This is a genomic window from Saccharothrix mutabilis subsp. mutabilis, from assembly GCF_039521145.1.
GTDB lineage: Bacteria > Actinomycetota > Actinomycetes > Mycobacteriales > Pseudonocardiaceae > Actinosynnema > Actinosynnema mutabilis.
Genome location: NZ_BAAABU010000002.1, coordinates 175077 through 191313, shown reverse-complemented (window position 1 = coordinate 191313; position 16237 = coordinate 175077). Strand labels below are relative to the sequence as shown.

General features: G+C 72.2%; 15 protein-coding genes. 7 read left to right on the top strand and 8 right to left on the bottom strand.

Features of this window, described 5'->3' with window-relative positions:
• The 5 genes from ABD126_RS04690 to ABD126_RS04670 all read left to right on the top strand — a co-directional run bounded on the left by ABD126_RS04690 (position 1) and on the right by ABD126_RS04670 (position 4145).
• Positions 1 to 1005, top strand: coding sequence for a C40 family peptidase (locus ABD126_RS04690; protein ID WP_343932374.1), 1005 nt, complete (start codon positions 1 to 3; stop codon positions 1003 to 1005).
• A 22-nt stretch (positions 1006 to 1027) separates the two neighbouring features.
• Positions 1028 to 1555 carry a hypothetical protein gene (locus tag ABD126_RS04685; protein WP_343932373.1) on the top strand — a complete coding sequence of 176 codons (528 nt, stop codon included), beginning with the start codon at positions 1028 to 1030 and terminating at the stop codon, positions 1553 to 1555.
• Positions 1556 to 1714: 159 nt separating this feature from the next.
• A complete protein-coding gene (locus ABD126_RS04680; protein WP_343932372.1) occupies positions 1715 to 1900 on the top strand; it encodes a hypothetical protein in 186 nt (61 codons plus the stop codon).
• 63 nt (positions 1901 to 1963) lie between these two features.
• Entirely contained in the window at positions 1964 to 3370 is a 1407-nt protein-coding gene (locus ABD126_RS04675; protein ID WP_343932371.1) for an RNB domain-containing ribonuclease, read from the top strand.
• 19 nt (positions 3371 to 3389) lie between these two features.
• A complete protein-coding gene (locus tag ABD126_RS04670; RefSeq protein WP_343932370.1) occupies positions 3390 to 4145 on the top strand; it encodes a helical backbone metal receptor in 756 nt (251 codons plus the stop codon).
• On the opposite strand, the gene pip is transcribed toward ABD126_RS04670, so the two are convergent.
• The 3 genes from pip to ABD126_RS04655 all read right to left on the bottom strand — a co-directional run bounded on the left by pip (position 4126) and on the right by ABD126_RS04655 (position 6919).
• Positions 4126 to 5061, bottom strand: a complete 936-nt coding sequence (gene pip, locus ABD126_RS04665; RefSeq protein ID WP_343932369.1) for a prolyl aminopeptidase — start codon at positions 5059 to 5061, stop codon at positions 4126 to 4128. The two genes, ABD126_RS04670 and pip, sit on opposite strands and share 20 nt — an antisense overlap.
• 61 nt (positions 5062 to 5122) lie before the next feature.
• Positions 5123 to 5980 carry a 3-methyl-2-oxobutanoate hydroxymethyltransferase gene (panB, locus tag ABD126_RS04660; protein WP_343932368.1) on the bottom strand — a complete coding sequence of 286 codons (858 nt, stop codon included), beginning with the start codon at positions 5978 to 5980 and terminating at the stop codon, positions 5123 to 5125.
• Between the two features lie 114 nt (positions 5981 to 6094).
• On the bottom strand, positions 6095 to 6919 hold the full coding sequence (locus ABD126_RS04655; RefSeq protein WP_343932367.1) for an alpha/beta fold hydrolase: 825 nt from the start codon (positions 6917 to 6919) through the stop codon (positions 6095 to 6097).
• On the opposite strand from ABD126_RS04655, the gene lysX reads away from it, so the two are divergent.
• A complete protein-coding gene (gene lysX / locus ABD126_RS04650) occupies positions 6918 to 10223 on the top strand; it encodes a bifunctional lysylphosphatidylglycerol synthetase/lysine--tRNA ligase LysX (protein ID WP_343932366.1) in 3306 nt (1101 codons plus the stop codon). The genes ABD126_RS04655 and lysX overlap by 2 nt on opposite strands.
• A 303-nt stretch (positions 10224 to 10526) precedes the next feature.
• Here the strand turns inward: lysX and ABD126_RS04645 are convergent, their stop codons facing one another.
• From ABD126_RS04645 to dxr, 4 genes are read right to left on the bottom strand one after another with little or no spacing between them, the layout of a single operon-like run.
• Positions 10527 to 11381, bottom strand: coding sequence for a GNAT family N-acetyltransferase (locus ABD126_RS04645; protein ID WP_343932365.1), 855 nt, complete (start codon positions 11379 to 11381; stop codon positions 10527 to 10529).
• A gap of 49 nt (positions 11382 to 11430) precedes the next feature.
• Positions 11431 to 12564 (bottom strand): flavodoxin-dependent (E)-4-hydroxy-3-methylbut-2-enyl-diphosphate synthase, encoded by a 1134-nt coding sequence (gene ispG, locus ABD126_RS04640; protein WP_343932951.1) that lies wholly within the window; start codon positions 12562 to 12564, stop codon positions 11431 to 11433.
• Between the two features lie 46 nt (positions 12565 to 12610).
• Positions 12611 to 13804, bottom strand: coding sequence for a M50 family metallopeptidase (locus ABD126_RS04635; RefSeq protein WP_343932364.1), 1194 nt, complete (start codon positions 13802 to 13804; stop codon positions 12611 to 12613).
• A 2-nt stretch (positions 13805 to 13806) separates the two neighbouring features.
• Positions 13807 to 15027, bottom strand: coding sequence for a 1-deoxy-D-xylulose-5-phosphate reductoisomerase (gene dxr, locus ABD126_RS04630; protein WP_343932363.1), 1221 nt, complete (start codon positions 15025 to 15027; stop codon positions 13807 to 13809).
• 158 nt (positions 15028 to 15185) lie between these two features.
• Between dxr and ABD126_RS04625 the strand changes: the two genes are divergently transcribed.
• On the top strand, positions 15186 to 15452 hold the full coding sequence (locus ABD126_RS04625) for a GlsB/YeaQ/YmgE family stress response membrane protein (protein ID WP_121226543.1): 267 nt from the start codon (positions 15186 to 15188) through the stop codon (positions 15450 to 15452).
• 132 nt (positions 15453 to 15584) lie between these two features.
• On the opposite strand, the gene ABD126_RS04620 is transcribed toward ABD126_RS04625, so the two are convergent.
• Entirely contained in the window at positions 15585 to 16235 is a 651-nt protein-coding gene (locus ABD126_RS04620) for a response regulator (protein WP_343932362.1), read from the bottom strand.
• Between the last annotated feature and the right edge of the window lie 2 nt (positions 16236 to 16237).

The following is a 16237-nucleotide window of genomic DNA, read 5'->3' as shown; positions in this document are numbered from 1 at the left end:
ATGCTGAAGATCGCGCTGGCGGTGGTGGCGGTCGTCGCCGTGGTCGCCGTGGCCGTGACCAACGGCGTCTCCACCGTCGTCAACGGCACCCAACCCGCCGAGGGCGCGGCGGCCCAGTACCGGACCGTCGGCTGCAACGCGTCCATCGGCCCGTGGGAGGGCGGCGGCGCGGACAAGGGCCGCAACGACGCGAGCCGCCTGAACGACGAGCAGCGGGACACCGTCGCCAAGATCATCTCCATCGGGCAGGAACGCAAGCTGCCGCCGCTGGCGTGGCAGATCGCGATCCAGGCGGGCATGACCGAGTCGGGGCTGCGCAGCCTGAACTACGGCGACCGGGACTCCCTGGGCATCTTCCAGATGCGCCCGTCGATGGGCTGGGGGTCGCCCGCGGAGGTGACCGACCCGATCTACGCGATCAACAAGTTCTACGACGTGCTGGAGAAGGTCCCGGACTGGGAGAACCGCCGGCCCGGCGACTCGGCGCAGGCCGTGGAGCGCTCGGCCTTCCCCGACCGCTACCACAACTGGGAGGCCATGGCGGCCTTCCTGATCAGCGAACTCGGCGGCGTCCCCGACCCGGCCGGGTGCGGGGAGGGCGTGGGCAACTACCTGCTCGCGTCGTCGGCGGCCGGCACCGCGATCGAGTTCACCAAGCAGCAGTTGGGCGAGCCGTACCTGTGGGGCGGCAACGGTCCGGACCAGTGGGACTGCTCGGGCATCCTGGTCAAGGCGTTCGCGCAGGCGGGCGTGAAGATCCCGCGCGTGGCCAACGACCAGTACATCTCCGGCGGCGCGCACCTGCCGGTGCGCGAGGCGAAGGCGGGCGACCTGATCTTCTGGGCGACCAACCCCGCCAACCCGGTCACCGTGCACCACGTCGCCATGTACCTGGGCAACGACGAGTACATCCACGCCCCGCAGACGGGGGACGTGGTGAAGATCAGCAAGCTCAACTGGGACTACTACGAGCTGATGCCACTGGCCGTCCGGCCGGGCGTGTGATCGTGTGAGGGAGGCACCACCGATGTTCACCCCCGACCCCATCCAGCGCCACGCCGGTCCGCCCGCGTCCAGCACGCCGCTGCGCGACTACCTGAACTCGCAACCGCCCGGGGTGGACGCGGGGTACGCGGTCCTGCCGCGCGGCCTGGTGGAGGCGATGCCGCTGTCGTGGCAGCAGCAGATGACCCACTTGCTGGCCGAGTTCCACCGGTCGGTGGCGCACCTGGGGTGGCCGGTGTACCGGGTGGTCCCGTCGCGCCGGGAGCGCCTGACCGACCTGGACGAGGACCAGTTGGCCGAGGTGGGCGCGATCATGGAGATCGACGCGGACGGCGACCTGGTCTACCGGGACCGCTCGGGCAAGCGGATCGAGGACCCGGAGAACCAGACGGTGCTGGTGTCGGTGCTGGACCCGATCCCGGCGAACTACGCGAACGCGACCCAGAACACGCCGCCGCGCGGCTTCCCGGCGCCGCAGTTCCCGCAGCCGCCCCGGCAGCCGTACCCGAACTCCGGGCCGCTGCCGGTGCAGGCCCCGCACCAGCGCTGACGCGCCGCCGGCCCGTTCTGCGCGAGGTGGGTCGGCGGGGAGCGTGGTGGGTGGGGCAGGTCGGCGCGCTGCTGTCCGCGCGACTGGCGGTGGGTGGTGCTGCGGTGACACCCCTCCGCCGGACATGACATGCGCGCTCACGCATGTCAGCCTTGACGCATGGGTGATCCGAATGCCTGGTACTACTGCCTGACCCACCAGAAGGCCGAGAAGGGCGTCGGCTGCCGCGGCGGTGATCGCATGGGGCCCTACCCCGACGAGGCCACCGCGACGCGCGCCCTCGAACTCGCCCGGCAGCGCACCGAGGCCGAGGACGAGAAAGACCGCAAGTGGAAGAACAGTTGACCGCCTCCCGCGGCGCGGCCGACTGACGCCTCGCGCGCGGGCTAAGGTGCACCTGTGGCCTCGATGGTGATCCGTACCGGCAGGGCGGACCTGGACTTCAGCGGGATCCGGGCCGAGTTCGGGCTGCCCGCCGAGTTCCCCGCCGCCGCGCTCGCGGAGGCCGAGCAGGCGCTGTCCCGCGAGCCCGGGGCCCGCGAGGACGCCACGGCCCTGCCCTTCGTCACGATCGACCCGCCCGGCGCGAAGGACCTCGACCAGGCCCTCTGCCTCGAACGGGTCGGCGACGGCTTCCGCGTCCACTACGCGATCGCCGACCTCGGCCTGGTCGTGGTCCCCGGCGGCGCGCTCGACGCCGAGGTCCGCAGGCGGGGCCAGACGCTCTACCTGCCCGACGGCAACGTCCCGCTGCACCCGACGGTCCTGTCCGAGGGCGCGGCGAGCCTGCTGCCCGGCCAGACGCGACCGGCCGTGCTGTGGACGTTCGACTGCGACCGCACGGGCGAACCCGTGGACGTCCGGGTCCGCCGGGCGGTGGTCCGGTCCACCGCCCAGTTCGACTACGAGACCGTCCAGCACTCCTTCGACGCCGGCACCCCGCACCCGTCGATCGAGGCCCTGGCCGACTTCGGCCGCCTGCGCCGGGAACGGGCCGCCGAGCGGGGCGCGGTCGAGCTCCAGCTCCCCGAGCAGGAGATCGTCCCCAACGGCGACGGCGACTGGAAGCTGGCCGTCCGGCCCCGCGTCGACGTGGACTCCTGGAACGCCGAGATCTCCCTGCTGACCGGCATGTCCGCGGCCAAGATCATGATCGAGGCCCGGATCGGCGTCCTGCGGACCCTCCCCGACGCCGACGACGGCGCGGTGGACGCGCTCAAGCGGTCCGCGCACGCGCTGAAGGTGCCGTGGCCGCCCGGCACGACCCCGGCGAAGCTGCTCGCGAGCCTCGACCCGGGCCGCCCCGAATCGCTGGCCCTGTTCGTGGACGCCACCAGGCTGCTGCGCGGCGCGGGGTACACCGCGTTCGACGGGGAGATCCCGCCGGTCACCACGCACGCCGGCGTCGCCGCCCCGTACACGCACGTCACCGCGCCGCTGCGCCGCCTGGTGGACCGGTTCGCCACCGAGGTCTGCCTCGCGGTCACCGCAGGCGAGGACGTCCCGGACTGGCTGCGCCAAGCCCTCCCGCTGCTGCCCGGCCTGATGGGCGCGAGCGACACCCTCGCGAGCAAGGTGGACCGCGCCTGCCTGGACCAGGTCGAGGCGTGGGTGCTGGCCGACCGCGTGGGCCAGGAGTTCGACGCCGTGGTGCTGCGGACGGACAACAACGGCGCGGACGTGTTCGTCGCGCACCCGCCGGTCATGGGCCGCTGCACCGGCGACGACCTGCCGGAAGGCGAACGGGTCCGGGTCCGGCTCACCGAGGCCGACCCGCAGGACCGCAAGGTCGTCTTCGCCCGGGTCCGGCCGTGACCACCGCGCTGGAGGCCTGATGCTGCCCGTGGACGACCTCGGCGAACCAGTGCCCCTGCCGGGCCCGCCGCGCCGCGTGGTCAGCCTCGTCCCGTCGCTGACCGAGGCGGTGGACCCGGCCGTCCTGGTCGGCGCCACCGACTACTGCACCCACCCGGAGGGCTTGGAGGTCGACCGGGTCGGCGGCTCCAAGTACCCGAAGGTCGACCAGGTCCTCGCGCTCCGGCCCGACCTCGTGCTGGCCAACAGCGAGGAGAACCGCCCCGAGGACGTGGAACGCCTGCGCGCCAACGGTGTCCCGGTCTGGGTGATGGCCGCGCCCGCGTCCGTGCCCGCCGCGCTCGGCTCGCTGCGCCGCCTCTTCGGCACCGCCTGGGACGCCGAACCGGACTGGCTGGTCAAGGCCGAGAACCTGTGGCGGCACGTCGAACCGCCCCGCGCGCGGGCCATCATCCCGGTCTGGCGCAAGCCGTGGGTCGTCGTCGGCCGCGACACGTTCGCCGGTGACGTCCTGCGCCGCCTGGGCGTGCTCAACGCCTACGCCGAGCACGCCGAGCGCTACCCCCGCCCCACGTTGGAGGAGTTGCAGGCGCAACCGGCGGACCTGGTCGTGCTCCCGGACGAGCCGTACCTGTTCACCCCGGACGACGGCCCGCAGTTCTTCCCCCACCAGCGCCCGGTGCACGTCTCCGGCCGCTTCCTGACCTGGTACGGCCCGGCCCTGGTGGAGGCCCGCCCCGCCCTGGAACGGGCGCTCAGCGGAACCGGTCGGTAGCCGCGACCAGCGCCCGCAGGATGCCCGGCTCGTCGTGGGCGTGCCCCGCGTCGGGCACCACCACCAGCTCCGACCCCGGCCACGCCCGGTGCAGCTCCCACGCCGTCACCGCCGGGGTGGCCACGTCGTACCGGCCCTGCACGATCACCCCGGGGATGCCGGCGAGCTTCCCGGCGTCGCGCAGCAGCTGCCCCTCCTCCAGCCAGCCCCGGTGGAGGAAGTAGTGGTTCTCGATGCGGGCGAACGCCAGCGCGTACCGGGGCTGCGCGAACGCCGCCACCAGCTCGGGCCGTTCCAGCAGGGTGACCGTCGAGGCCTCCCACACGCTCCACGCGACCGCCGCCGCCTCGGCCACCGCCGGGTCGGGGTCGTGCAGCAGCTTCGCGTACCCGCCGATCACGTCGCCGTCGGGCACCAGCTCGACCACCCGCGACCACACCTCGGGGAACAGGGACCCCGCCCCGCCGCCGTAGTACCAGTCCAGTTCGCGCTGCCGCAGGGTGAAGATCCCGCGCAGCACCAGCTCGGTCACCCGGTCGGGGTGGGTCTGCGCGTACGCCAGCGCCAGCGTGCTGCCCCACGACCCGCCGAACACCTGCCAGCGGTCGATCCCGAGGTGTCCGCGCACGGCTTCGAGGTCCGCGACCAGGTGCCACGTCGTGTTCGTCGACATGTCCGCGCCGGGGGTGCTCGCGTGCGGCACCGACCGCCCGCAGCCGCGCTGGTCGACCAGCACGATCCGGTACGCGGCGGGGTCGAACAGCCGCCGGTGCGCGGGCGCGCTGCCCCCGCCCGGCCCGCCGTGCAGGAACACCACGGGTTTGCCGTAGGGGTTGCCGCAGACCTCCCAGTACACGCGGTTGCCGTCGCCGACGTCGAGCAGGCCCTGGTCGTAGGGCTCGATCTCGGGGTACATGACCCCTACTCTTACCCGATCACCCGCTCGACGCCGACCGACGGTCACCGTCGCGTCACGCTCAGTGGAAGGTGTGCTCCGGGCCGGGGAACTGGTGGCCGCGCACCTCGGAGGCGAACTCGCGCGCCGCGCCCAGCATGACGTCGGCCAGGTTGGCGTAGCGCTTGACGAACCGCGGCGCCTTGCCGCGCCGCAGACCCAGCATGTCCTGCCAGACCAGCACCTGCGCGTCGGTGTCGGGCCCCGCGCCGATGCCGACGGTCGGGATGGCCAGGTCGTGCGTGATCTGCTTGGCCACCTCGGCGGTCACCATCTCCAGCACGACCGCGAACGCCCCGGCCTCCTGGACGGCGACCGCGTCGGCCACGACCTCGTCGAACTTGTCGTTGCGGCCCTGGACCCGGTACCCGCCCAGCTGGTGCTCGCTCTGCGGGGTGAACCCGATGTGCGCCATCACGGGGATGCCGGCCTGCACGATGGCCTTGATGTGCGGCGCGAAGTGCCGGCCGCCCTCCAGCTTGACCGCGTGCGCCCGGCCTTCCTTCATGAACCGCACCGCCGTGGCCACGGCCTGCTCGACCGACACCTGGTAGGAGCCGAACGGCAGGTCCGCCACGACCAGCGCCCGCTTCACCGACCGGGTGACGCCCCGCACCAGCGGGATCATCTCGTCCACCGTCACCGGCAGGGACGTGTCGTACCCGTAGACGTTGTTCGACGCGGAGTCGCCGACAAGCAGCACGGGGATGCCGGCCTCGTCGAAGAGCTCGGCGGTGTACATGTCGTAGGCGGTGAGCATGGGCCACGGCTCGCCGCGTTCCTTCAGCTCACGCAGGTGGTGGATGCGCACCTTCTTGGTGCTCGCCGGGGCGTTGGACGCTCCGGTCCCGTAGGGCGCGGTTACCTCGGCAGAGGTCATCGTCGACCGTCCTCCCTCGAAGCCCGCCTCGTCGCGGGTCTCCGGGCCTCGTTGCACGGTTACCGGGACAGCGTGACACCGAGGACCGGGCTTGTGCGCGGTGTGCGAGTGACCTCACACTGCGGCGCCGCGCACCGCCTTGAGGACGGCCAGCGCCACCGCGTCCGGTCGGTCGACGGGGACCATGTGCCGGCTGCCGGGGACCAGCACGTTCGTGCCCCACGGCACCTGCCCGGCCAGCGCCAGGTGCTCGGGGAACACCCGCCGCCCGGCGGTGAGGACGGTGAACGGCACGCGCGGCAGCGGCCGGAACGCGCGCAGCCGCTCCAGCGCGGCCACCTGCCCGGGGTAGGACGCCAACTCCTCCAGGACCGCCCGCGTCACCTCCGGCCGCCCGTACACCGCCCTCACCTGATCGGGTGGAGCTGGGTCGCGGCGGCCGAGCGTGGACCCGGTGACCGCCCACCGCCGCAGCCGCACCCCGTGCCGCGCGACGAGCCGGTCCAGGCGCAGCCGCAGCGACCACCGCGCGACCAGCGCGGACAGGTCGAACGGCCGGCCCGCGCCGGGCGCCTCGGGGTCGGGGTCCACCAGCACCAGCCCGCGCACCCGCCCGGCCCGCAGCCGCGCCCACGCCTCGACGTGCAGCGCCGCCATGGAGTGCCCCACCAGCACCGCGCCGGGCACGCCGGCGAGCACCGCGTCCAGCACGGCGACCTCCCGGGCGAGCGTGGCGGGCGCGAGCGCGGGACCGCTGTCCCCGGTGCCGGGCCGGTCGTAGACCAGCACGCGGGCGTGCGGGGCGAGCAGCCGGACCACGCGGTCCCAGTCGAACCACGCGTGCCCGAGCCCGGAGGCCAGCACGACGGCCGGCGACCCGTCGTCGGCGACCCGACCGGTGGTCACGACATGCACCCGACCGGCCAGGGAGGCGATCATGGTCCGCAAGGCTCTCCTCGGAGGTGTGGTCGTGGCGGTCACCGGGTGGAAGTGGCGCGCGGCGGGTGTGGTGGCGACGGTCGTGCAGCTCGCGGGCCTGGCGTCCCTCCTCCTGCTGGTGGTCGACGAGGAGTCCGGCCTCGCCTCCGGCATCTTCATCGTGGCGTACTGGCTGGGCCTGCCGGTGGACGCCAACCTGTTCATCGCGCTGGTGCTGCTCGTGCTGGGCGCGGCGGCGCGGCGGCGCAAGCAGGCCGCCCTGTGGACGCTGCTGCTGTTCGAGGCGCTCGGGTTCGGCGTGACGCTGGTCGTGCTGCTGGTCTACCTGGTCGACCCGGGCCAGTTCCAGGGCCTGGCCGAGCCGGTGGACTGGGTGGAGGTGGCGACCTTCATCGGCGGCGGCGCGGTGGTGTCGGCCGCGTTGCTGGTGCTGCTGTGGTCGCTGCGCCCGGCGTTCCCGGCCCGGCTGGTGCGCGGCGCGTGGCGGCAGGGCCTGGCGGTGTTCGCCACCGGGATGGTGCTCGCGTGCCTGGTCGGCTGGGGCGTGACCGAGGTGTTCCCGGGCACGCTGATCGACTGGTGGGAGAAGTTCCTGTGGGCGGCCAACCAGGTCACCGGCGAGGTGCTGCCGCTGGGCCGCGCCGGGGTCGGGGAGGGGCCGCAGTGGCTCAGCGTGGTGCTGGGCCTCGCGGGCACGCTGGTCGCGATCGCCGCGCTCTACGTGTTCTTCCGCGGTGAGCGGTCGAGCCGGCTGCTCGACGACACCGAGGAGTTGGGCGTGCGGCGGCTGCTGGCCGCGCACGGCGAGCCGGACTCGCTGGGCTACTTCGCGACCCGCCGCGACAAGTCCGTGGTGTTCGCCGACAACGGCCGCGCGGCCCTGACCTACCGGGTGCTCGCCGGCACCACGCTGGCCAGCGGCGACCCGATCGGCGACGAGGACGCGTGGCCGCTGGCCGTGGGCGCGTGGCTGGCCGAGGCCCGCCGGTACGGGTGGATGCCCGGTGTCCTGGGCGCGAGCGAGCGCGGCGCGCACGTGTACGCGGCGGCGGGGCTGAAGGCGTTGGAGATCGGCGACGAGGCGGTGCTGGACGTCCGCGAGTTCAGCCTGGCGGGGCCGGAGCGGCGGGCCGTGCGGCAGGCGGTGAGCCGTGTCGAGCGCGCCGGGTACACCGCGCGGGTGCGGCGGCACTCCGAGATCCCGGCGGAGGAGATGGCGGCGCTGCTGGACTCGGCGCAGCGGTGGCGCGGCGCGGAGACCGAGCGCGGGTTCTCGATGGCGTTGGGCCGGCTCGGCGACCCCACCGACGGCCGGTGCGTGATGGTCGAGGCTTACGACGCCGAGGGTGCCCTGCGCGGCCTGCTGTCGTTCGTGCCGTGGGGCCGGCGGGGCGTGTCGCTGGACTTGATGCGGCGCGACCGCACGGCCGAGAACGGCCTCAACGAGTACATGGTCGCCGCGTTGGCCGATGCCGCCGGACGTCTCGGGGTGCAGCGGATCTCGTTGAACTTCGCCATGTTCCGCGCGGTGTTCGAGGAGGGCGAGAAGATCGGCGCGGGACCGGTGCTGCGGGCGTGGCGGCGGGTGCTGAGCCTGGCGTCGCGGTTCTTCCAGCTGGAGTCGCTGTACCGGTCGAACGCCAAGTACCACCCGCACTGGGTGCCGCGGTTCCTGTGCTACGCGCGGACCCGGCACCTGCCGCGGGTGAGCATCGCCGCCGGCGTCGCCGAGGGGTTCGTGCCCAACCTGCGGTCGCTGTTCAAGCGCGGTTCCGGGCGGGCGCTGCGCCACGAGACGACGGGCGCCCGGTTCGCCGCCGCGGTCGCCGAGATCGACGCGGCGAAGGTCGAGCCGAAGCCCGTGCGGCGACCCGAGCAGGTGCGCGTGCGCATCGAGAAGCTGGACCGGTTGCGCGCCGGCGGCATCGACCCGTACCCGGTGGACTTCCCGCGCGACTGCCTGCTGGCCGAGGTGCCCGACCGGTTCGGGGAGGTCCTGTCGGTCACCGGCCGCGTGGTGGCGTTGCGCGAGTTGGGCGGCCTGGTCTTCGCCCGGGTCCGGGACTCCAGCGGCGAACTCCAGTTGATGCTCGACGCCGAACACCTCGGGCGGGAGGGCTTGGCGGCGTTCAAGTCCGGTGTGGACCTGGGCGACCACGTGGGTGTGCGGGGTGAGGTGACGCGGTCGCGGCGGGGTGAGCTGTCCGTGCTGGCCGACTCGTGGACCGTGACGGCGAAGTGCCTGCACCCGTTGCCGGACAAGCGGAAGGGCCTGGCCGACCCGGAGGCCCGGGTCCGCCGCCGGTACCTGGACCTGGTGGTGAACCCGGACTCGGCCCGGATGCTGCGGGTTCGCAGTGACGTGGTCCGGGGCATCCGGGACTTCCTGCACGGGCGGGGCTACCTGGAGGTGGAGACCCCGATGCTCCAGACCGTGCACGGCGGCGCGAACGCGAGGCCGTTCGTCACCCACATCAACGCCTACGACATGCGGATGTACCTGCGCATCGCGCCCGAGCTGTACCTGAAGCGGCTGTGCGTGGCCGGCGTGGACCGGGTGTTCGAGCTGAACCGCAACTTCCGCAACGAGGGCGCGGACGCCACCCACAACCCCGAGTTCACGATGCTGGAGGCGTACCAGGCTTACGCCGACTACACCACCATGCTGCACCTGATGCGCGAGCTGGTGCAGTACGCGGCCGTTGCGGCGCACGGGAAGCAGGTGGCCGTGCGGGACGGGGTCGAGGTGGACATCTCGGGGGAGTGGCCGGTGGTCTCCGTGCACGAGGCTGTGTCGAGCGCCTTGGGTGCGGAGGTCGGTCCGGACACGCCGATCGAGTCGTTGCGCGGACTTGTCGGCGCACGGGGTGTTCATGTCGAGGACGACCTCGACCACGGGCAGGTCGTGCTGGAGGCCTACGACAAGTTGGTCGAACCGCGGACCGTGCAGCCCACGTTCTACACGGACTTCCCGACTTCGGTCTCTCCGCTGACCCGTCAGCACCGCGCCGATCCGCGGCTGGCCGAACGGTGGGACCTGGTCGCGTTCGGGGCGGAGATCGGGACGGCGTATTCGGAGCTGACCGACCCGTTGGAGCAGCGGCGGCGGCTGGAGGTCCAGTCGTTGAAGGCCGCCAGCGGTGACGTGGAGGCCATGGAGTTGGACGAGGACTTCCTGGATGCGTTGGAGCACGGCATGCCGCCGACCGGCGGGTTGGGGATGGGGGTGGATCGGGTGTTGATGATGTTGACGGGGGCGTCGATCCGGCAGACGGTCTTGTTTCCGTTTGTCCGGCCTAGCTGAGCTTGGGGTCTGAGCGGACGCGCTGCGCGCTCTCAAGATGAAAAGCGGCGCTCGCCGCGCGGCAGGCCCCCGGAGGGGAAGGGCGTCGGTCTCCCTCCGCACGGCCTGCCGGAGGCAACCACGGATCGCCGGGGTCGTCCAAAAAACTTTCGCTCGTTCCTCGCGAAACTTTTTCAGGCCGACCCCGGCGATCCGTGGTTGGGCTGCGCCCAGGCCGTACGGAGGGAGACCGAGGCCCTTCCCGTGGGCTTGCAGCACGGCGTCGCGTCTGCGGCGTGTGAAGAGCGCCTGCGGCGGGAGTGGCTAGAACAGGACTGTCGCGTACTGGCCTACCTGCGTGAAACCGATGCGCCGGTAGGCCGCGCGGGCTACGTCGTTGTAGCTGTTCACGTACAGCGAGGCGGTCCGGCCCAGGCCGCGGACCAGGCGTTCGGCGACCGCGGCGGTCCCGGCGGTGCCGATGCCCTGCCCGCGCCGGTCCGGCCGCACCCACACGCCCTGGATCTGGCCGACCTTGTTCGACATCGCCCCGATCTCGGCCTTGAACACCACGTCACCGCCCTCGAAGCGGGCGAACGCTCGACCGCTGGAGATCAGCTCCGCCACCCGCGCCCGGTAGGACGCGCCGCCGTCCTCGGCGCACGGGTCGACGCCGACCTCCTCGATGAACATGGCCACCGCCGCCGGCAGGTACCGGTCCAGCTCCTCCGGGCGCACCGGCCGCACCAGCGGGTCCGGCGCCACCGACGGGGTCCGCCCGAGCGCCATCAGCGGCTGGTCACCGCGCACCTCGCGGGCCGGGCCCCAGTCCGGGGCCAGTTCCTCCCACAGCGCCAGCACCTGCTCGGCGGGCCCGACCAGGGACGAGCACATGCGGCCCCGGCGCCGCGCGCGGTCGGCGAAGCTGCGGATGGCGGTGGCGTTGCCGCACAGCGGGATGAGGTTGGGCCCGGCGAAGCACAGGGCGTCCAGCCGGGCGCCGCGCAGCGACCGGTGGTCGTAGGCCCACACCTCACCGCCCAGCCGCCACGGGTCCAGCCCGGCGACCTCGACCCGGGCGGCCACCATGCAGGCGGCCACCGGGTCGCCCGACAACACCGCGAGGACCTCGTTGAGGTCCCGCTCGTCCAGGACGCGCGCGCCGGCAAGCCTCAGCACGCTTCAAGCCTGCCAGATGGACCGCATTCCACGCGCGTTCGCCACCCGCTCAGCCGACCGTGACGACCGGTTCGCCGTCACCCGCGGTCTCGCCCAGCTCCTCGGCGATCCGCATGGCCTCCTCGATCAGGGTCTCCACGATCTGGTGCTCGGGGACGGTCTTGATGACCTTGCCCTTGACGAAGATCTGGCCCTTGCCGTTGCCGGAGGCGACACCGAGGTCGGCCTCGCGGGCCTCGCCCGGCCCGTTGACCACGCAGCCCATGACCGCGACGCGCAGCGGGACCTCCATGCCCTCCAGACCGGCGGTGACCTGCTCGGCCAGGGTGTAGACGTCCACCTGGGCGCGTCCGCAGGACGGGCAGGAGACGATCTCCAGCTTGCGGGGGCGCAGGTTGAGCGACTGGAGGATCTGGTGGCCGACCTTGACCTCCTCCACCGGCGGCGCGGACAGCGACACCCGGATGGTGTCGCCGATGCCCTGGCGCAGCAGCGCGCCGAACGCGACGGCGGACTTGATCGTGCCCTGGAACGCCGGACCCGCCTCCGTGACCCCCAGGTGCAGCGGGTAGTCGCACTGCTCGGCGAGGATCTCGTAGGCCCGGATCATGATCACCGGGTCGTTGTGCTTGACGCTGATCTTCAGGTCGTGGAAGTCGTGCTCGGCGAACAGCGAGGCCTCCCACAGCGCCGACTCCGCGAGCGCCTCCGGGGTGGCCTTGCCGTACTTGGCCATCAACCGCGGGTCCAGCGACCCGGCGTTGACCCCGATCCGGATCGGCGTGTTGTGGTCCTTCGCGGCCTGGGCGATCTCGCGGACCTTGTCGTCGAACTTCTTGATGTTGCCCGGGTTCACCCGCACCGCCGCGCACCCGGCCTCGATCGCCGCGAACACGTACTTGGGCTGGAAGTGGATGTCCGCGATCACCGGGATCTGCGACTTGCGCGCGATCGCCGACAACGCGTCCGCGTCGTCCTGCGACGGGCACGCCACCCGCACGATGTCGCAGCCGGCCGCGGTCAGCTCCGCGATCTGCTGCAACGTCGCGTTCACATCCGCCGTGACCGTCGTGGTCATCGACTGCACCGACACCGGGAACTCACTGCCCACACCGACGGACCCGACCATCAGCTGGCGGGTCTTGCGGCGCTCGGACAGCACCGGGGGCGGCAACGCCGGCATCCCGAGCAGCACGCCGTCACTCATGGACAAACACCTCTCACAACGATCACTGGAGCCGGATGGGGTTGACGATGTCCGCGGTCACGGTCAGCAACGTCACCGCACCGCCCACGAAGATCACGAAGTAGGTCAGCGGCAGCAGCCGCAGGTAGTTGACCGGCGCGCCCGCGGGCAGACCGCGCAGCTTCCGGATCCAGTTTCGCACCCGTTCGTACAGGTTGACGGCGATGTGACCACCGTCAAGCGGCAGCAGCGGCAGCAGGTTGAACACGCCGACGAAGAAGTTCAGGCCGGCCAGCATCAGCCAGAAGAACGGCCACAGGCCCTGCTCGACCGCCTCGCCGCCCAGCCGGGACGCGCCGACCACGCTGACCGGCGTGTCCAGGTCGCGCTCGCCGCCGCCGATGGCCTTGACCACCGCCGGGATCTTCTCCGGGAACTTCAGCAGGCCGTGCCAGGTGTTGACGAACATGTCGCCGGTGTACTTGGCGGCCCCGCCGAAGGCCGTGAGCGCGTTGTAGTTGAACTCGGTCTGGTGGAGGATGCCGATCGCGCCGACTTCCTTCTTGTAGGTCGAGCCGTCCTTGCGCACGTACTCCCGGTCGACCCGGGTCACGTCCACGCTGAGCACCAGTTCCCGCTCGCCGCGCTTGACCGTGAAGTCGGTGGCGCCGAACCGGTCGCGGGTGACCTTCAGCACGTCGGTCCAGGTCGGCGTGGGGGTGCCGGCCACGGCGACGATCTCGTCGCCCGCCTGGAACCCGGCCTTGCCCGCGGGCGAGGTGTCGCCGGGCTTGCACTCGGTGACCGTGACGCTGGTGACGCACGGCGCGACCTCGGCCACCAGCGGCGTGTTGCGCAGGTTGGGGATGCCGATGATCGCGGCCATCAGGTAGAGGATGAAGAAGCCCAGGATGAAGTGGGTGATGGAGCCCGCGCTGAGCACCACGACCCGCTTCCACGTCTTCTGCCGGTAGAAGGCGCGGTGCCGGTCCTCGGGCCGGACCTCCTCCAGCGCGGTCATGCCGGTGATCTCGCAGAACCCGCCGGCCGGGATGACCTTCAGGCCGTACTCGGTCTCGCCGCGGCGGAACGACCAGATCTTCGGCCCGAACCCGATGAAGTACCGGGTCACCTTCATCCCGAACATCTTCGCGGTGGCCAGGTGGCCCAGCTCGTGCAGGGCGATCGAGATGCCGATCAGCAGGGCGAACAGCAAGATGCCCAAAAAGAAGACCACTCTCAGTCCCTTCCAGACCCCACCGAAGTGGCCACGAGTTCCCGCGCCCGCGTGCGGGCCCAATCCTCGGCGGCGAGCACCTCGGCGACGTCGGCGGGCTCGTGCGCCCAGCCGTCCGCCTCCGTCAGCACCCGTTCCACCGTGTCCACGATGGACGTGAACGACGTGCCGCCGGCCAGGAAGGTCGCGACCGCTTCCTCGTTGGCGGCGTTGTAGACCGCCGGCAGGCAGCCCCCGCCGGAGCCCGCCTGCCTGGCCAGCCGGACCGCCGGGAAGACCTCGTCGTCCAGCGGCTCGAACGTCCAGGCGGTCGGTGATTCGAAGGTACACGCGGCGGCGGCGCCGGGGACGCGCTCGGGCCAGCCCAGGGCGAGCGCGATGGGCAGCCGCATGTCCGGCGGGGACGCCTGCGCGAGGGTCGAGCCGTCGGTGAAGGTGACCATCGAGTGGATGATCGACTGGGGGTGCACGACCACGTCGATGCGGTCGTAGGGGACGCCGAACAGCAGCTGCGCCTCGATCAGCTCCAGCCCCTTGTTGACCAGGGTGGCGGAGTTGACGGTGATCACCGGCCCCATCGACCAGGTGGGGTGGGCCAGGGCTTGAGCTGCGGTGATGCCTTCCAGCTCGGACCGCTTGCGACCGCGGAACGGGCCGCCGGACGCGGTCAGCACGAGCTTGGCGACCTCGGCGTCCGTGCCGCCGCGCAGGCACTGGGCGAGGGCGGAGTGCTCGGAGTCCACGGGCACGATCTGACCGGGCTTGGCGGCCTTGAGCACCAGGGGCCCGCCGGCGATCAACGACTCCTTGTTGGCCAGCGCCAGCGTCGAGCCGGAGTCGAGCGCCCGGAGAGTCGGCTCCAAGCCGATGGACCCGGTGATGCCGTTGAGGACGACGTCCGCGGGGGTCGAGTCGATGAGGTCGACCATGGCGGTCGGCCCGGCGAGGACGCGCGGCAGCGTGAACCCGCCCTTCGCGTACCCCCGCTTCTGCGCCTCGGCGTAGAGGGCGAGGGTGACGTCCTCGACGGCGGTGGCCTTGGCGACCGCCACGGCCTCGACGCCGTGCTCGACGGCCTGGGCGGCCAGCGCGGCCGGGTCGGAGCCGCCGGCGGCGAGCCCGACGACGGAGAAGCGGTCGCGGTTGGCGGCGATGACGTCGAGGGCCTGGGTGCCGACCGAACCGGTGGACCCGAGGACCAGGACCGTGCGTGGAGTGCTCATCACCGCCCATTGTTCCGGAGGGGAGCTGATAGACCGCACAGCGGTACTCAGGTCACGAGATGGTAACGGAGGAGTGGGCTCACTCGAACGTGGGCAACCCCTGATCAAGCGCCACGACGGATTCCGCCCGTCGCGGCCGGCAGGAAGGGAGAGCCCCCGTGGGCATCTTGGGTTGGATCGTACTCGGGTTGATCGCAGGCGCCATCGCCAAGGCGATCATGCCTGGTCGCGACCCGGGTGGCATCATCATCACGATGCTGCTCGGCATCGTCGGGGCCATCATCGGCGGGTTCATCGGCCAGGCCCTGTTCGGCACCGACATCAACACGTTCTTCGACCTGAGCACGTGGCTGCTCGCCATCCTCGGCTCGCTGGTCGTGCTGGGCATCTACCGCCTGGTGACGGGCAACCGCGCACGCGCATAACCCGCACCGCACTTCGCGGAGCGCGCACCCCCTCGCGCGCCGCGACCCACGGCCCCCTGTCGACCATCCCCCCGGTCGGCAGGGGGCTGCTTCACGCGCGCATCCGGCTGGACCGGCGGAACCGCCGCCGGCTCAGCCCGCCAGCCCGGCGTCCCGCGCCAACAACGCCGCCTGCACCCGGTTGGTAAGCCCCAACTTCGCCAGCAACCGGCTGACGTACGTCTTCACCGTCGCCTCGCTCATGTGCAGCCGCTGCCCGACGTCGGCGTTCGACATCCCCAGCCCCAGCAGCGCCAGCACCTCCACCTCGCGCTCGGTCAACCCCTCGACCTGCCGGATCGCCTCCTGCCGCCGCGGCTGACCCACCTGGGCGACCATCCCCACCACCCGGCTGGTCACCATGGGTGACAGGTACGCCTCCCCCGCGTGCACCGCCCGCACCGCCCGCAGCAGCTCCTCCGGCGCGGAGTCCTTCAGCAGGAACCCCGCCGCGCCGTCGGACAGCGCACGCACGATGTTGTCGTCCTCACCGAACGTGGTCAGCATCACCACCCGCACCGACGGTGCCACGGACCGCAGCTCGCGCGCCGCCGCCAAGCCGTCCAGGCGGGGCATGCGGATGTCCAGCACCGCCACGTCCACCCGCCGTTCCTGGGCGATCCGCACCGCTTCCCGCCCGTCACCGGCCTCGGCGACCAGCTCGATGTCGTCGGCGGTGCCGAGGATGGCCTTGATGCCCGCGCGCATCAACGGCTCGTCGTCGGCGATCAGGACCCGGATCAACG